The sequence below is a fragment of the Microbacterium sp. FW305-3-2-15-F-LB2 genome, from assembly GCF_058787255.1.
The window spans coordinates 3,573,962-3,587,840 of sequence record NZ_JBYSZO010000001.1 but is presented as its reverse complement, the minus strand read 5'-3'; the positions used below and the strand labels follow the sequence as shown (position 1 = coordinate 3,587,840).

The 13,879-nt window shown below is 66.2% G+C and carries 15 protein-coding genes; 12 read left to right on the top strand and 3 right to left on the bottom strand.

Annotated features, from left to right (window positions below; all coding sequences use genetic code 11):
* Nucleotides 1–297 precede the first annotated feature (297 nt).
* The 6 genes from rpmH to rsmG are packed head-to-tail and all read left to right on the top strand — an operon-like array spanning nt 298 to nt 3,372.
* Nucleotides 298–435 carry a 50S ribosomal protein L34 gene (rpmH, locus tag AC3WLZ_RS17280; protein WP_022879826.1) on the top strand — a complete coding sequence of 46 codons (138 nt, stop codon included), beginning with the start codon at nt 298–300 and terminating at the stop codon, nt 433–435.
* An 8-nt stretch (nt 436–443) separates the two neighbouring features.
* The gene (gene rnpA / locus AC3WLZ_RS17275) at nt 444–782 is read left to right on the top strand and encodes a ribonuclease P protein component (protein WP_492470927.1); all 339 of its coding nucleotides are present in this window, start codon (nt 444–446) and stop codon (nt 780–782) included.
* Nucleotides 779–1,135 (top strand): membrane protein insertion efficiency factor YidD, encoded by a 357-nt coding sequence (yidD, locus tag AC3WLZ_RS17270; protein WP_412923101.1) that lies wholly within the window; start codon nt 779–781, stop codon nt 1,133–1,135. Before rnpA ends, yidD begins: the two co-directional genes overlap by 4 nt.
* Before the next feature lie 3 nt (nt 1,136–1,138).
* Entirely contained in the window at nt 1,139–2,212 is a 1,074-nt protein-coding gene (gene yidC / locus AC3WLZ_RS17265; RefSeq protein WP_412923100.1) for a membrane protein insertase YidC, read from the top strand.
* A 13-nt stretch (nt 2,213–2,225) separates the two neighbouring features.
* Nucleotides 2,226–2,732 (top strand): Jag family protein, encoded by a 507-nt coding sequence (locus tag AC3WLZ_RS17260; RefSeq protein ID WP_492470926.1) that lies wholly within the window; start codon nt 2,226–2,228, stop codon nt 2,730–2,732.
* A gap of 10 nt (nt 2,733–2,742) precedes the next feature.
* The gene (gene rsmG, locus AC3WLZ_RS17255) at nt 2,743–3,372 is read left to right on the top strand and encodes a 16S rRNA (guanine(527)-N(7))-methyltransferase RsmG (RefSeq protein WP_492471004.1); all 630 of its coding nucleotides are present in this window, start codon (nt 2,743–2,745) and stop codon (nt 3,370–3,372) included.
* 22 nt (nt 3,373–3,394) lie between these two features.
* Here the strand turns inward: rsmG and AC3WLZ_RS17250 are convergent, their stop codons facing one another.
* Nucleotides 3,395–3,775: a hypothetical protein gene (locus tag AC3WLZ_RS17250; RefSeq protein ID WP_492470925.1), complete on the bottom strand. Its 381-nt coding sequence runs from the start codon at nt 3,773–3,775 to the stop codon at nt 3,395–3,397.
* Between the two features lie 596 nt (nt 3,776–4,371).
* Between AC3WLZ_RS17250 and AC3WLZ_RS17245 the strand changes: the two genes are divergently transcribed.
* The 6 genes from AC3WLZ_RS17245 to AC3WLZ_RS17220 all read left to right on the top strand — a co-directional run bounded on the left by AC3WLZ_RS17245 (nt 4,372) and on the right by AC3WLZ_RS17220 (nt 12,219).
* Entirely contained in the window at nt 4,372–4,884 is a 513-nt protein-coding gene (locus AC3WLZ_RS17245) for a TetR/AcrR family transcriptional regulator (protein ID WP_492470924.1), read from the top strand.
* A gap of 90 nt (nt 4,885–4,974) precedes the next feature.
* Complete coding sequence (locus AC3WLZ_RS17240; protein ID WP_492470923.1) at nt 4,975–6,408, top strand: MFS transporter; 1,434 nt, start codon at nt 4,975–4,977, stop codon at nt 6,406–6,408.
* 22 nt (nt 6,409–6,430) lie between these two features.
* A complete protein-coding gene (locus AC3WLZ_RS17235) occupies nt 6,431–6,793 on the top strand; it encodes a hypothetical protein (protein ID WP_492470922.1) in 363 nt (120 codons plus the stop codon).
* 3,087 nt (nt 6,794–9,880) lie between these two features.
* A complete protein-coding gene (locus AC3WLZ_RS17230) occupies nt 9,881–10,798 on the top strand; it encodes a ParA family protein (protein ID WP_492470921.1) in 918 nt (305 codons plus the stop codon).
* Nucleotides 10,798–11,787, top strand: a complete 990-nt coding sequence (locus AC3WLZ_RS17225) for a ParB/RepB/Spo0J family partition protein (protein ID WP_492470920.1) — start codon at nt 10,798–10,800, stop codon at nt 11,785–11,787. The genes AC3WLZ_RS17230 and AC3WLZ_RS17225 overlap by 1 nt, the downstream gene beginning before the upstream one ends.
* A gap of 84 nt (nt 11,788–11,871) precedes the next feature.
* Entirely contained in the window at nt 11,872–12,219 is a 348-nt protein-coding gene (locus AC3WLZ_RS17220) for a tryptophan synthase subunit alpha (protein ID WP_412923092.1), read from the top strand.
* A gap of 158 nt (nt 12,220–12,377) precedes the next feature.
* On the opposite strand, the gene trxA is transcribed toward AC3WLZ_RS17220, so the two are convergent.
* Together trxA and trxB are read right to left on the bottom strand one after the other, a co-directional pair.
* Complete coding sequence (gene trxA, locus AC3WLZ_RS17215; protein WP_412923091.1) at nt 12,378–12,701, bottom strand: thioredoxin; 324 nt, start codon at nt 12,699–12,701, stop codon at nt 12,378–12,380.
* A 62-nt stretch (nt 12,702–12,763) separates the two neighbouring features.
* Nucleotides 12,764–13,750: a thioredoxin-disulfide reductase gene (gene trxB / locus AC3WLZ_RS17210; RefSeq protein ID WP_412923090.1), complete on the bottom strand. Its 987-nt coding sequence runs from the start codon at nt 13,748–13,750 to the stop codon at nt 12,764–12,766.
* Between the last annotated feature and the right edge of the window lie 129 nt (nt 13,751–13,879).

Genomic DNA, 13,879 nt, shown 5'->3' with positions numbered 1-13,879 from the left:
ATCCCCTCCGGGACCTCGGCGCGATACTGTCGACGTGCAGCGCGCCGAACCTGTGGATAACTTCCGGGGCCACGCTAGTTCGCGGTCCGCACGGAGCAAAATCAACTGTAGAACGCGGTCGCGTGTCTTTGCCACGGGTGTGGACGACGCTTGGGGATAATGAGCGGTCGGGCTCCTCGGTTTGAGTTAACGTCCCGCGCGACGTAGCCTTAGTCGGTTGACTTATGCCTACACGGCAGTCCCGACCACGTCCCCCGGCAGAAGAGCATCGGGTGACATCACCTCCGGAGTGACCCCATGAGCAAGCGCACCTTCCAGCCCAACAACCGCCGCCGCGCCAAGAAGCACGGCTTCCGCGCCCGCATGCGTACCCGCGCCGGCCGCGCGATCCTTTCGGCGCGCCGCGCCAAGGGCCGCACCGAGCTCTCGGCCTGACCCACCTAGTGCTCGCGAAGCCGAACCGACTCACCCGCGGATCGGATTACAAAGCCACCGTCCGTCGGGGTTCTCGTTGTGCCGGAACGCACACGGTGACCTACGTCGGCACTGTGCCGGACGAGGGTCCCGCGCGGTTCGGCTTCATCGTGAGTCGCCAGGTCGGCTCCGCCGTCACACGCAACACCGTTCGCCGCCGTCTGAAGGCGGTATGCGCCGAGGCGCTCCCGTTCGTTCGCGGGGGCGCCTCCGTCGTCATCCGAGCGCTCCCCTCAGCGGCCTCCGTGGATTACGCCGATCTCCGCGCCGACGTCGTCCGGTGCCTCCAGCGCAAGGCCGCAGTGTGAGTACGTCGACGCTCCCCACTTCGTCCACCGGTGTCGGTCACCTGGAATGGTCGTCGGTTGCGGCATCCATTCCGCTTCTCCCCCGTAACGCCGGTCTCGCTCTTCTGCACGCGTATCGCGCGACCATCTCGCACGTCTACGGCGACGTGTGCAAGTACTACCCGTCCTGCTCCGCCTATTCGGTGGGCGCCGTGCAGCAGCACGGACTCGTCAAAGGAGCCGCTCTGACTGCGGCCCGCCTCGCCCGCTGCCACCCCTGGGCTCAGGGAGGCATCGACGACGTCCGTCCTCACCGCGCCTTCCGTCACGAACTCACTCCGCACGGCTTCGTCGTGCCCTCCCGAAAGGACTGATCCGTGCCGGATCTCATTGGAATCGTCCTCTGGCCCTTGAAGTGGCTCGTCGAACTCGTCCTGGTCGGTTGGCACACGCTGTTCACGGCCATTGGTCTGGCGCCGGCGGCAGGTCTCACCTGGGTGCTGTCGATCATCGGCCTCGTGCTCATCGTTCGCGCCGCTCTGATCCCCCTCTTCGTTCGGCAGATCAAGAGCCAGCGCAAGATGATGGAGATCGCCCCCGAGCTCCGCAAGGTGCAGGAGAAGTACAAGGGCAAGCGCGATCAGCTCTCCCGCGAGGCCATGAGCCGCGAGACCATGGCGCTGTACAAGAAGCACGGCACGACGCCCGTCTCCAGCTGCCTTCCGCTGCTGGTGCAGATGCCGATCTTCTTCGCTCTCTTCAGCGTGCTGAACGACGTGTCCAAGCACGCCGCCGCCGGCCAGGGCGGTGTGGGACTCCTCACGCCCGAACTGACGACCGAGTTCTACGATGCGCGCCTGTTCGACGTGGCATCCATGCACGTGAACCTGGTCACCGCGTGGGGTCAGCCCGACGGTCAGTTCACGGTCGCGATCCTCCTGACCCTCGTGGTCCTGATGATCGCTTCGCAGTTCTTCACGCAGCTGCAGATCATCTCGAAGAACCTGTCGCCCGAGGCCAAGACCGGTCAGGCGTACCAGATGCAGAAGATCATGCTGTACATCCTGCCGCTGGCCTTCATCTTCTCGGGTGTCTTCTTCCCGCTCGGCGTCGTCATCTACTGGTTCGTCAGCAACCTGTGGACGATGGTCCAGCAGTTCGTCGTCATCCGTGAGATGCCCACCCCCGGATCGGATGCGGCGAAGGCTCGCGAAGAGCGCCTGGCACGCAAGGGCAAGGCGATCGATTCGAGCGGCAAGGTCGTCCCGATCGAGAAGTACGAGGCCGAGCAGCAGCGACTCTTCGAAGAGGCAGAGCGTGCCCGCGCTGCGCAGCCCAAGCGCCAGCAGCCGGTGGGCAAGCAGCGTGCCAAGAAGCAGCAGCAGTCCACCAAGGCGCCGGGAACCGCACCGCGGACGACGGCGAAGCCCGGCACCGACACCCCCTCCTGAGCACCCGGAGACCATGATGACGACGTCCGAACAGATCGCCCCCGACCACACGGTCGCCACCGAAGAGCAGCTTGAACAGGAAGGCGACGTGGCCGCCGACTTCCTCGAGGGCCTGCTCGACATCGCCGACATCGACGGCGACCTCGCCCTCGACGTGCGTGCCGGTCGGGCGTATGTGTCGGTGGAATCCGATGACGCCTCGACCCTGTCGACGCTGTCTCACCCCGACACGGTTCAGGCGCTCCAGGAGCTGACGCGACTCGCGGTGCAGAACGCAACCGGCCGCTTCTCACGTCTCATCCTCGACATCGGCGGGTCGCGCGACGCCCGGCAGCGTCAGCTCGAGACCCTCGTCGACCGCGCGATCCAGCGTCTCGAAGAGGGTGCGTCGCAGGCGTCGCTCCCCGCCATGTCGAGCTACGAGCGCAAGCTCGTGCACGACATTGCGGCGGACCGCGGGTACGCATCCGAGTCCTTCGGTGAAGGAGCCGACCGGCACACCGTTCTGCGCCGCGGCTGATCCGGACGACGTGGAGCACGAACTCGAAGAAGAACCGGATGCCGCGGTCACGCTGTTCGGTGATCGCATCGATCTCGCGCGCCGTTTCACCGCGGCGTTGGCGGCGCACGGTGAAGAGCGCGGGCTGATCGGTCCGCTCGAGGTCCCTCGGCTGTGGTCACGCCACATTCTCAACAGCGCGGTGGCGGCGCCCTTCTTCACGGGGAGAGTCGCCGACGTGGGCTCAGGTGCGGGACTCCCCGGCCTCGTCCTCGCGATCGCCCGCCCGGACGTCGATTTCACCCTCATCGAGCCGATGGAGCGGCGGACGATCTGGTTGTCCGAACAGGTCGACGCGCTCGGCCTCCAGAATGTCACCGTTGAGCGTCTGCGTGCGGAGGAGTGGGCCAAGGGGCGGGTGTTCGACGTGGTGACCGCCCGCGCGGTGAGTGCGCTGCGCACGCTGATCCCCTGGACGGCGCCGCTGGCACGCGTCGGGGGCAGACTGGCTTATCTGAAGGGCGCGAACGTCGCGGCAGAGGTGGATGCCGCGGAGAAGCAGATCCGTCGGTTCGGCGTGACCGACGTTGAGATCCACGTTGTCGGTGAGGGTGTCGTCGACGAGCCCACGCGCGTTTTGACGGCGACCGTCACACGCTGACCTCGCGAGCTCGTTGCGGGCGTCAACTCGACCAGGCTGTCACTCGCTGAACCGCGGCAGACTTCGGGTACACCCCGTGACCGGCCCTCGACTCGAAGATGTCGATCATCAGGATCAGAGGGTACGTCGGAGCCTGATCGGTGATGTGCACGGTAGCTCCTTCGCATCCGATCACTGTCCTCCCCTCCGCCCAGATGACCGTCCATGTGAGGGCACCGCTCGCGTCATGAGGAACGGATGTCGTGACCATCTCGGTGGCCAGTCGATCGTCGTCGTGGGCTTTGATACCGCACCTCACCGTGGTCTGTGCTCCGACCGCGTGTGCGTCGATCTCAACGACGCAGATCTCGCCCGAGTCACGGGGATCACGATGCTCGGTCCCCACGAGCCAGATGGCGGTCATGCAGTCGGGGTCTGTACTGGCGTGAAGCGTCACGTCCACGCGACCGCTTTCAGGCGCGAACGGTAGGCGGGTGGGCACAGCCGTGCGGACAACCAATCCATCAGATCGGTGCCGATGAGTGCCCCGAGTCGACCCCTGCGGACCGGAGAACGTCCCGGTCTGCACGTTCGATACCCGTAAGGGCGCGTCTTCGGGGCGCCATTCGGGCTGATCCGCGTCGATCCGGAGTTCGAGCCCGCGCTCACTGAAGGAGGTGCGCGCCCGCGAGCGCTCCGGCGTCGTCCAGTGCGGCAGGTAATGCGGCACCCAGGTGTCCCCGAGTACACCCGTCCGGAAGTCGTCGTCGATATCCGGGGATCTCCTCGGGGGGAGGGAGAGCGGAGCGCCCGATGCGGAAGCCATGCTCCAGTGTCTCGAAAGGCGTCGGATTTCGGGAGGATCGGCGGTGGATCATCCTGAGTGCGTCGTGCGGGCAGTGGTTGTCGGCCGTGAGCTCGCAGCTCTGATCCTTGTCCACGGCGGTAAGTGAGTGTACAGTCACTGCCGTGCCCACTCGTTCTTCTGTTCTTTCGACCGCGGATGCGCGGAGGCCACTCGTGGCCGGTGTCGCGGTTCGCGAGTTCGCTCGCGGCGGCTTTCACGCCACGACCATCGCCGACGTCGCACGTGAAGCGAAGATCTCCCCGGCGTACGTCTTCAAGCTGTATCCGAGCAAGGAGCGTCTGTTCGTGGCAGCTCTGCAGAGTTGCTTCGATCAGGTCGTCGATGCACTCGAGAAAGGCGCGGATGCAGCAGAGGCACAGGATGCCGATTCCGTGCTGTTCGCGATGGGCGGCGCGTACGCGGATCTGATCGCTGACCGGGCTCTGCTCAGGTTGCAGGTCCACGCGCAGTCGGTTGCAGAGATTGCTGAGATCGGTGACGCGCTCCGAGCGGGATTGGCGAAGGTCACGACCTTCGTGAAGACGCGTTCGGGTGGCAGCGACGATTCCGTCCAGCGCTTCATTGCCTACGGCCAGCTGTGCCACTTGATCGTGACCGCCGGCATCGAGAGTATCCCCGAGACCTGGGCCACGATTCTGTCGCACGGTATTCGTCACCGTTCTTAGCAGCTCGCCCGTTCGGCGATGTTCCCTTCTTTTGCCCTCAAGAGTGAGTGAGTAGTCACTCCCTCACGTCATCAACGAATGGAGATGGAAATGAGCACTCGAGAAGCTCTCGAAACTGGTCCCCAGCACCAGACGGTCCCGCGAAGCACGCACCGATGGTTGGCACTGAGTGTGCTGGCTTTGGCGCAGTTCCTGGTGGTGTTGGATGCGTCTATCGTCAACATCGCCCTTCCCGCCATCGGGGAGCACCTTCGGGTGGACACCGTGGCGCTGGCCTGGGTCATTACGGCCTACGTCCTCCCCTTCGGCGGCCTTCTTCTCCTCGGGGGCAGGCTGGCTGATCGGTACGGACATCGCCGGGTGTTCCTGCTCGGAATCCTCGGCTTCGTCGGTGGGTCCGCGCTGGCGGGTTTCTCTTTCAGCAGCTCGATGCTGCTCGGTGCGCGGGCACTGCAGGGCGGGTCGGCGGCGCTTCTGGCGCCCGCAGCGCTTGCCTTGGTGACACAGCTCTTTCCCGGCGCGGCAGATAGAACCAAGGCTCTCGGAATCTGGGGTGCCGTCGCCGGAGTGGGGTCCGCAGCTGGTGTGCTTCTCGGCGGTGTCCTCACCGCGGCGCTCGGATGGCAGGCCGTGTTCTTCGTGAACATCCCGGTAGGAGTTCTCGTCATCGTCCTCATCCCGAGTCTCGTGAGTCGGGATCAAGCCGGCGCGTCCACTCGCCTCGACTATCCCGGCGCGACGACGATCACCGGCGCGTTGTTCTCATCCGTCGGTGCGCTGAGTGCCGTTGAACAGCTGGGCTTCGGGCATCCCGTGACGATCGGGCTCGCCGTTGTGGCCCTGCTTTTCGCGGTGGCCTTCGTCCTCATCGAGCGCCGGGTTGCCGATCCCCTGGTTCCCCTGACCGTCTTTCGGAACCGAAACCTGACGTCGGGAAACCTCACGATGCTCCTTGTCGGTGGCGCGATGGTGGCGCTGTTCTTCGCGCTCTCCGTCTACATGCAGGCGGTCCTCCACTACGACGCCCTCACGGCCGGTCTCACTCAGCTGCCCCTCGCCGGCGCTCTGGTCATCGTGGCCGGTCTTGCGCCCGGCATCGTCGGTTCCGTCGGCCTGAAGCGAACGCTGATGGGTTCCCTGGTGATCCTCGCGGGCGGCCTGGTGTGGCTGGCAAACTCGCCGAGTGACGCGGTTTTCGTCCTCCACATCCTGGGTCCGAGCATCCTCATCGGTGTCGGTCTCGGCGGCGCGTTCGTGACGGCGACCCAGCTCGCGGTGGACGGTGTCGAAGGAGGAGAGGCCGGTCTTGCGGGCGGGCTCGTCAATACGAGTCAACAGATCGGTGGAGCTCTGGGCCTTGCCATCCTGGCGTCAGTGGCGACTGCCCGCACCGGCGCCTTGCTGGCCGAGGGTGTGGTCTCGGCTGATGCATTGACGTCCGGGTTCTCTTGGGTCTTCCTCGGCGCGGCGGGACTCGCTCTCGTTGGTATGATCGCGGCCATGTTCTCGCGCACTGGCCACTGACCAGCGACGGACCAGTCGCATCATGGATAAACTCAGCTTCGCCCCCACTCCCCCTCGTCCTCGGCCTCGAGTGCGGCGGGCTCACCCGGCGATCGTCATCTCGGCGTGGTCGATTCCGATCCTCATCCTGGGCCAGTTCGCGCTGTTGGCCGCCGTTCCCGTGGTGGTGGCGGTGGTGGCCGTGATGCGGGACACCCGCAGTCGGGCGCTCCGTTGGTGGGTGATGGCCGTGGCCATCTCCTACGTCGCGGCGCTCGTGTTGTGGATCCTGCGACCCGAACGGGCCCAGAGTCTCGGTAAGGACATGAATCCCGCGCTCGCGTCGATCATCGTGGCCGCGGCGGTGGCCCTGATCGCAAGAATGCTCGCCAGTGCCAAGCGATAGGCGATGGAGGCCGGCGGGGGCCACGGCCGGGTGCAGATTCCGCCTCCGGCCGTGGCCCCTCTGGGTTCGCGGGCCCTGCTCACGAGAGCGAGGTCACGATCTCGGTCGGTTGGCGGGGCTCAATGTTCCACGTGAAACAGTGCAATTCGCGCGCGCGAAGTCACATGGCAGTGAGCACCTGGGACTGGCGGGGGTTCGAGCGTCGATAGGCAGCTGAGCCGCTGGTGTCTACGGATGCCGAGGATGGGCCTTCGCGGCCACCTCTTCCAGCCATGGCCTTCCTTGATTGCATGGCAGCTGACTCTCGCAACTTGTCATGGGCGAGCGAGTGTTTCACGTGAAACGAACACCACAGCACGGGAACGAACCTGCGCGCGGGGTGGACCTCTCATCCAGATCACCTGCGATGCACAGGATTGGACGGGCGGTGACCTCAAAGTGAGGCCGGTCGGCCTGGGTGGCTCTGCTCCGGTGGCAGCGGTTCGTGCATCACCGGTCCGGTCGCTATGGGGTGGGGTAACGCCACGCCCCCAATGTGGTCCGCGGGATTGAGGCATTCCCTCGAACGGACGGATCTCTCTCTCACTGTCTCGAGATCTGTCGATGGGCATGCGCACAACCTGTGTCGCGTCGTGTCGACACCACAATGGTTTGGCCACGCCCCGCGGTTCGCGAAGGCACGAGGTCTGCGAGCCTTGCGTGGCAGTGCCGGGTGTCGTTCACGGTGCACGATCCCGGGTGCGTTCACCTCGTTGGGCAATGGGGAGATGCAGCGCCGCTATCGACCCGTGCGCGGTGCCGCGGTGGGATCAGAGTGCATGTCGAGTTCAATCGACCGCGCAGAGTGCATTCGCACGACGCATGTCTCGCCTAGGGGCGTGCTCACAGGGAGTAGAGGGGCTCGTAGAGGAGAGGGATGCGACCTCCATCGCAGCAACTACGCCCCTCCACCGTCGTCCGTTCACGTCATGCATGTCGGGTGGCGGTCCAGGAGCGAACCAAAACGCGGCGGTGGGGGTCTGTTGGAGTGCTTCGTTCGGACTGTTTCACGTGAAACATCGCCGCCCGCGTTCCGCGGTCCCATTGAGTCGGCGCTCCGCTTATCGTCGGCGTCGTGCCTGGTGCGGGTCAATCACGCATGCCCGGCCCGCGCCGCTCCGAGGTTCGCCGGTTCGACCAGCGGAGATCGTCTTCAAACCTGACCGCAGCGGAGATCGCCGTCCGGCGCGTGTGTGCGGGACACCGTCATGGATTAGCTGGTGCCAGCGATGTCGGTAGTCGCAGGGCGATCCGGCACCCGGGAGGGAACACTGGCGCGGGGCTGTGGATGGTGCGAGATATCTGGCGGGGCCAGGCGACGGCAGTCGGGCTCGAACCGTTCCCGCCACGCCGGGCCCAGGTAAGGAACGATCCCCCTGACCGCAGTCGGCGGAGACTTCCGCATCGACACCGCGTTGCGCGAGGCGACGGCACCTAGGCGCTCCCCCAGGCGGGGAACAGTCGCAGGCCCCCGACGGTCGACGACAGGTCTCTCGGAGCCGGAGCCGTTCGTCGCTACACCCCGGCGGTTTGGCAAGGGTGCCGCGAACCGACTCGGGGCTGGCGAGCGGACCGAGCTCAGTGAGTTCACTGCGGGGCACCATCGGCCTCGCCGCACTGGCGAGCGTGGACGGTGATCGCGAAGCACGCGCGACCATGCGGATCCTGGGGTCTGCAGCGCAGCGGTGTGAGCGCCACGGTGTGAAGTCTTGAGAACCGACAGGGTCGCTCGATGGGTGCGGTGCGCGACGGGATGAGCGGGACGCATGGCGCTGCGGCGCGGGAGTGCCGGCAGGTGGGCGACAGTGCAGGGACGCGCGCGGCGGTGCCCGGAGGTCAGCGGGACGCATGGGGCTGCGGCGCGAGAGTGTGGGCAGATGGACGACAGTGCACGGAGTCGTGCGGTGGTGCCCGCAGGTCAGCGGGAGGTATGGGGCTGCGGTGCGGGAGTGTGGGGAAGTGCGCGACAGTTCCGGAGGGACCGGGAGTCAATCGACTGCGGCCGGGACGGCCCGGGGGGGGGCGGGCGCGAGTGCCGGGGGTGAGTGGGATAAAGGGCTGCGCGTGGGAGTCGCGGGGGCGGGGTCGGGTGTCGGCGGGCGGGCGCCAGCGTCGCGAGGCGGGTGTCGGTGCCGAGAGGCTGGCGCAGGTGTCGGGGAGCGACCGCGACTGCCAGAGCTGGGCGCACCGAGGAGCGAAGGGTCAAGGGCGGGCACCGCACCACAGTGGCGGTCTGCGCTGTGCGCGGCGCGTGAGTGAGGAACGCCGAGGAGTGACCGAGCAGAGAGGCGCAATCAGGAGTGAGTCCGGTCGGAAGCGTGCCCGCGCGCCAACGGCGAACCGAGCGGACGCACTCCCCCGATGCGGTGGGGCGGACGGTCATCCTCCCGGACTCGTCGGTTGAGCGCACTAGCACTGCTGACATATCGGACCGGGGAATGGCGCCGGATGTACGGCCTGACCGACACACTGACGGACGCTCGGCCGTGCCTACGGCTTCGCGAGCGGCACGAAGTGTGCGGCGGGCTGCGCGCGGGCCGCGCTCATCCACCGGAGACCACACTGCAGGTCCAGCGCGCGATGGGTGGGGTGAACCGATGCAAGGCGATCGCGGTGTCGTCGGCGACCAACGGGTTGGCACCGGAGGCGACTGGGACAGGAACCTGACATGGTGGCGGGACGTTTGAAGAGAGACGTTTCACGTGAAACATCCTCAAGAACGCCCCCGTGCACGCTCTCGCAGCGGGCTCAGCCTCGGTACACACCATGCGGACGGCGTCATCGCCGCACACATTGCCGTGTGGGTGCACCATGTGGCCGAGTAGGTCCGGCGCTCTCGGGATGGGTGCGGCGAGCGGGACGGCATCGTGAACGGGCGTGGCCACGTCCGCGTGCGCTCGGTGCGCGTGCGCTTTCGGGCGCGCCAGGGCAAACGGGCCCCACCAGTCGTCCCCAAGCGCGCCCGATCAAGATGCATACGACCCATGCGCGGCGCGCTACGCCGGTAGACTTGGGACGTTGTCCCCGAGACGAAGGAGCGCGTTTCACGTGAAACAGTCCGGTGAGTCGTCAGGCTCCACCTCCTTCGAGGACTCCCCCATTGCGCGTGAAATCGCCGATCTCTCGGCCCGGCGCCGGGCGCTGGAGGCAGCCGAGGTGAGGCTGTCCGGGCGCACCCGAGTCTTCACTGTGTCCAACCAGAAGGGTGGCGTCGGCAAGACGACCACCGCAGTGAACATCTCCGCCGCTCTGGCGTCGCTCGGAGCGCGAGTGCTCGTGATCGATCTCGACCCCCAGGGAAACGCGTCGACCGCACTCGGGGTGCCGCACAACGCGGATACGGCGAGCATCTACGACGTTCTGATCGACGAGTTCCCCCTCGCTGACATCGTCCAGACGAGTCCAGAGTCCCCCAACCTCCTGTGCGCGCCCAGCACTATTCATCTCGCCGGCGCCGAGATCGAGCTCGTGTCCCAGGTTGCTCGCGAGCATCGCCTGCGTGGTGCGCTCCGCGACTACCTCGCCATCGAAGACAACCACCTCGACTTCGTCATCATCGACTGCCCACCCTCGCTGGGCCTGCTTACCATCAACGCCTTCACGGCGGCGGATGAGGTGCTCATCCCGATCCAGTGCGAGTACTACGCGCTGGAGGGGCTGAGCCAGCTGCTCGGCAGCGTGCAGATGATCCAGAAACACCTGAACCCTGCGCTGCACGTGTCGACGATTCTGCTCACGATGTACGACGGTCGAACCCGTCTCGCTCAGCAGGTTGCCGACGAAGTACGCGAGCACTTCGCGAACGAGGTGCTCGATACCGTCATTCCCCGGTCCGTTCGTGTGTCGGAGGCGCCGAGCTTCGGCCAGACCGTCATCGCGTACGATGGCCACTCAGCGGGCGCGATCGCCTACCGCGAAGCAGCGGTCGAGATCGTCGCGCGCGACACCACCACGAAGGAAGACTGATGGCCAAGAGAACCGGACTGGGCCGCGGTATCGGTGCCCTCATCCCCACGGCGGAGTCGTCGGAGGCGCGCCCGGTCGACGTGTTCTTCCCCGGGGCATCGGCATCCGAGACAGCCAAGGAAGCCTCCGACGCAACGTCGACGACCGGCGAGGCAAGCGGTGCCGCGGACGCCGAACTCGTGACCGTGCCGGGAGCACGACTCGTCCACATCGATCCGACGACGATCGTTCCCAACCCGCGGCAGCCCCGAACGCACTTCGACCCCGAGGACCTCGCCGAGCTCGTCCACTCCGTACGTGAGTTCGGCGTCCTGCAGCCTGTCGTCGTGCGCGACAAGGGCGACGGGACCTATGAGCTCATCATGGGTGAACGTCGAACGCGCGCATCCCGCGAGGCGGGTCTGACATCGATCCCCGCTGTCGTAAGGGAGACCGAGGATGAGTACCTCCTCCGTGACGCGTTGCTCGAGAACCTGCACCGATCGCAACTCAACCCGCTCGAAGAAGCCTCCGCGTATCAGCAGCTCCTCGAAGACTTCGGCATCACTCAGGAGGAGCTCGCGACGAGGATCGGGCGGTCACGTCCGCAGATCAGCAACACGATCCGCCTTCTGAAGTTGCCGGTGCCGGTGCAGCAGCGTGTCGCCGCCGGAGTGCTCAGCGCCGGCCACGCCCGCGCCATCCTGTCGCTCGACGACGCGCGGGAGATGCAGAAGCTCGCGGACAAGATCGTGAATGAAGACCTGTCGGTGCGCGCGGCGGAAGCTGCCGCAAAGATGCCGGGTGTGGCACCTGTTCGCCAGAAGTCGAAGGCAGGGTCGCGCCGTTCCGGTCTGGACACTATCGCGGAGCGGCTCGGCGACAAGTTCGACACCAAGGTCAAGGTGTCGCTCACCGCGAGAAAAGGCCAGATCAGCATCGATTTCGCGACCATCCAAGATCTCAACCGCATCCTCTCCGTTCTGGGCGAAGAAGGGTACACCGGCTGAGCTTCGGTCTATTCCTCTCTCGGCATACGCTGTGACCGACGGTCTCCCGAGCCCGATGTCCGGTGTCCGACGTAGTCTGGAATGGTGACCGCGAACGACCACAGCCCTCGCCGCCGCGCCAGCCTCGAGCTGCTGCGGGCCGAAGCCTCGGATGAGCTCGCCGTCCTCATCCACGAGCGTCTCCGCGGCGGTGAAGATCCGTGGGAGTTCATGGAAGACCTTCCCAGCGTCGACGAGCTAGTGGTTCTCACGCTGCGCGCCGAGAACATCGCGGAGAACGGGGGGATGCGTCCGAACCGATCCCGCAACTATCGCGTTCTGCGACAGATCGCCCTCGAGTACCCTCCGCTGACGCGCGCGGTGTGGCGCATTCTCGGCGATGAAGAGCCACACCGGCGCTGGGACGCATCCGTGCGTCTGGACGCGTCGTAGCCTGCACGACGGACCAGCGCCGGCGAGGCGGGAAACCGACCCCAGGATGCCGCCAGGCCGCTTGTTCCGCGGTCAGGACACGACGGCGGGCAGATGGCATCCGGGCACGAAAAAGCCCCGACATCGCGAGGATGTCGGGGCTTTCGCTGCGAAGGGGATCAGCCGATGTACGCCTGGAGGTCCTTCTCGAGGGCGAACTTGGGCTTGGCGCCGATGATGGTGGTCTTGACCTCGCCACCCTCGAAGACCTTCATCGCGGGGATGGAGGTGATCTGGTACTTCATCGCGAGGTCGGGGTTCTCATCGACGTTGAGCTTCACGATGGTGATCTTATCGGCGTTCTCGGACTGGATCTCGTCGAGAACGGGGCTGACCATACGACACGGTCCGCACCACTCGGCCCAGAAGTCCACGAGAACGGGGCCTTCGGCCTGCAGGACGTCCTGCTCGAAGGTCGCGCTGGTCGTCGCCTTGGCGGTCATGTGCATTTCTCCTTAGATGGAAGCGTTACCGGCTGAAACCCCGGTGAGCGCGGATTTATTCCTCAGACGACAGCGGGGTCGGGGAGGCCGTCGAGGGGGCTCTCGGCGACGGCGGGCTCGCCCGCCTCACCGCGCGCGGCGAGGAAGTGCTCCACGTCGAGCGCGGCCACCGTGCCGCTGCCGGCGGCCGTGATGGCCTGACGGTAGGTCGGATCGATGACGTCACCGGCGGCGAAGACACCCTCGACCGACGTGTGCGAGGAGCGACCCTCGACCCAGATCGTGCCCTGGTCGGTGAGACGGAGCTTGTCGTGCACGAGGTGCGTGCGCGGGTCGTTGCCGATCGCGACGAACAGGCCGTCGATGGCGAAGTCCTGCTCGCTCCCGTCGACGGTGGAGCGCAGACGCAGACCGTTCACGGCGTCGTCACCGAGGATCTCGGCGACCTCGCTGTTCCACACGAACTCGATCTTCGGGTTGGCGAAGGCGCGCTCCTGCATGATCTTCGAAGCGCGGAGCGTGTCCTTGCGGTGGATGATGTAGACCTTCGACGCGAACTTCGTGAGGAAGTTCGCCTCTTCCATCGCCGAGTCACCGCCGCCGACGACAGCGATCGTGCGCTCGCGGAAGAAGAACCCGTCACACGTGGCGCACCACGAGACGCCGCGCCCGGAGAGGCGCTCTTCGCCCTCGAGGCCGAGCTTGCGGTAGGCGGATCCGGTGGCGTAAATGATCGACGCGGCCTCGTGGACCTTGCCACTGCCGAGCGTGACCTTCTTGACCGGGCCGTCCAGCTCAAGGGAGACGACGTCGTCGTAAAGGACCTCGGCGCCGAAACGCTCGGCCTGGGCCTGCATCTTCGCCATGAGGTCGGGCCCGAGGATGCCATCGGGGAAGCCGGGGAAGTTCTCGACGTCGGTGGTGGTCATGAGGTCTCCACCCGCCTCGACGGAACTCGCGACGACGAGGGGTTCGAGGTTGGCTCGGGCAGCGTAGATGGCGGCCGTGTAGCCGGCCGGGCCCGATCCGATGATGATGACGTGACGCACGGTAGCGCGTTCCCTTCGTTGATTCCGTCGGATGAAACCCATGGTAGCCCCGCAGTATTCCGCCGGTCGGGGGCTGGCGCCGGGGGACGAACCCCCATTCAGAGTGCGGGGAGGCGACGCGATCCGCTT

Coding starts and splice junctions, on each gene's coding strand:
- AC3WLZ_RS17240 (WP_492470923.1), top strand. CDS start 4,975: ATGAGCACTCGAGAAGCTCTCGAAACTGGTCCCCAGCACCAGACGGTC.
- AC3WLZ_RS17250 (WP_492470925.1), bottom strand. CDS start 3,775: ATGACCGCCATCTGGCTCGTGGGGACCGAGCATCGTGATCCCCGTGAC.
- trxA (WP_412923091.1), bottom strand. CDS start 12,701: ATGACCGCCAAGGCGACGACCAGCGCGACCTTCGAGCAGGACGTCCTG.
- AC3WLZ_RS17260 (WP_492470926.1), top strand. CDS start 2,226: ATGATGACGACGTCCGAACAGATCGCCCCCGACCACACGGTCGCCACC.
- AC3WLZ_RS17225 (WP_492470920.1), top strand. CDS start 10,798: ATGGCCAAGAGAACCGGACTGGGCCGCGGTATCGGTGCCCTCATCCCC.
- AC3WLZ_RS17235 (WP_492470922.1), top strand. CDS start 6,431: ATGGATAAACTCAGCTTCGCCCCCACTCCCCCTCGTCCTCGGCCTCGA.
- rpmH (WP_022879826.1), top strand. CDS start 298: ATGAGCAAGCGCACCTTCCAGCCCAACAACCGCCGCCGCGCCAAGAAG.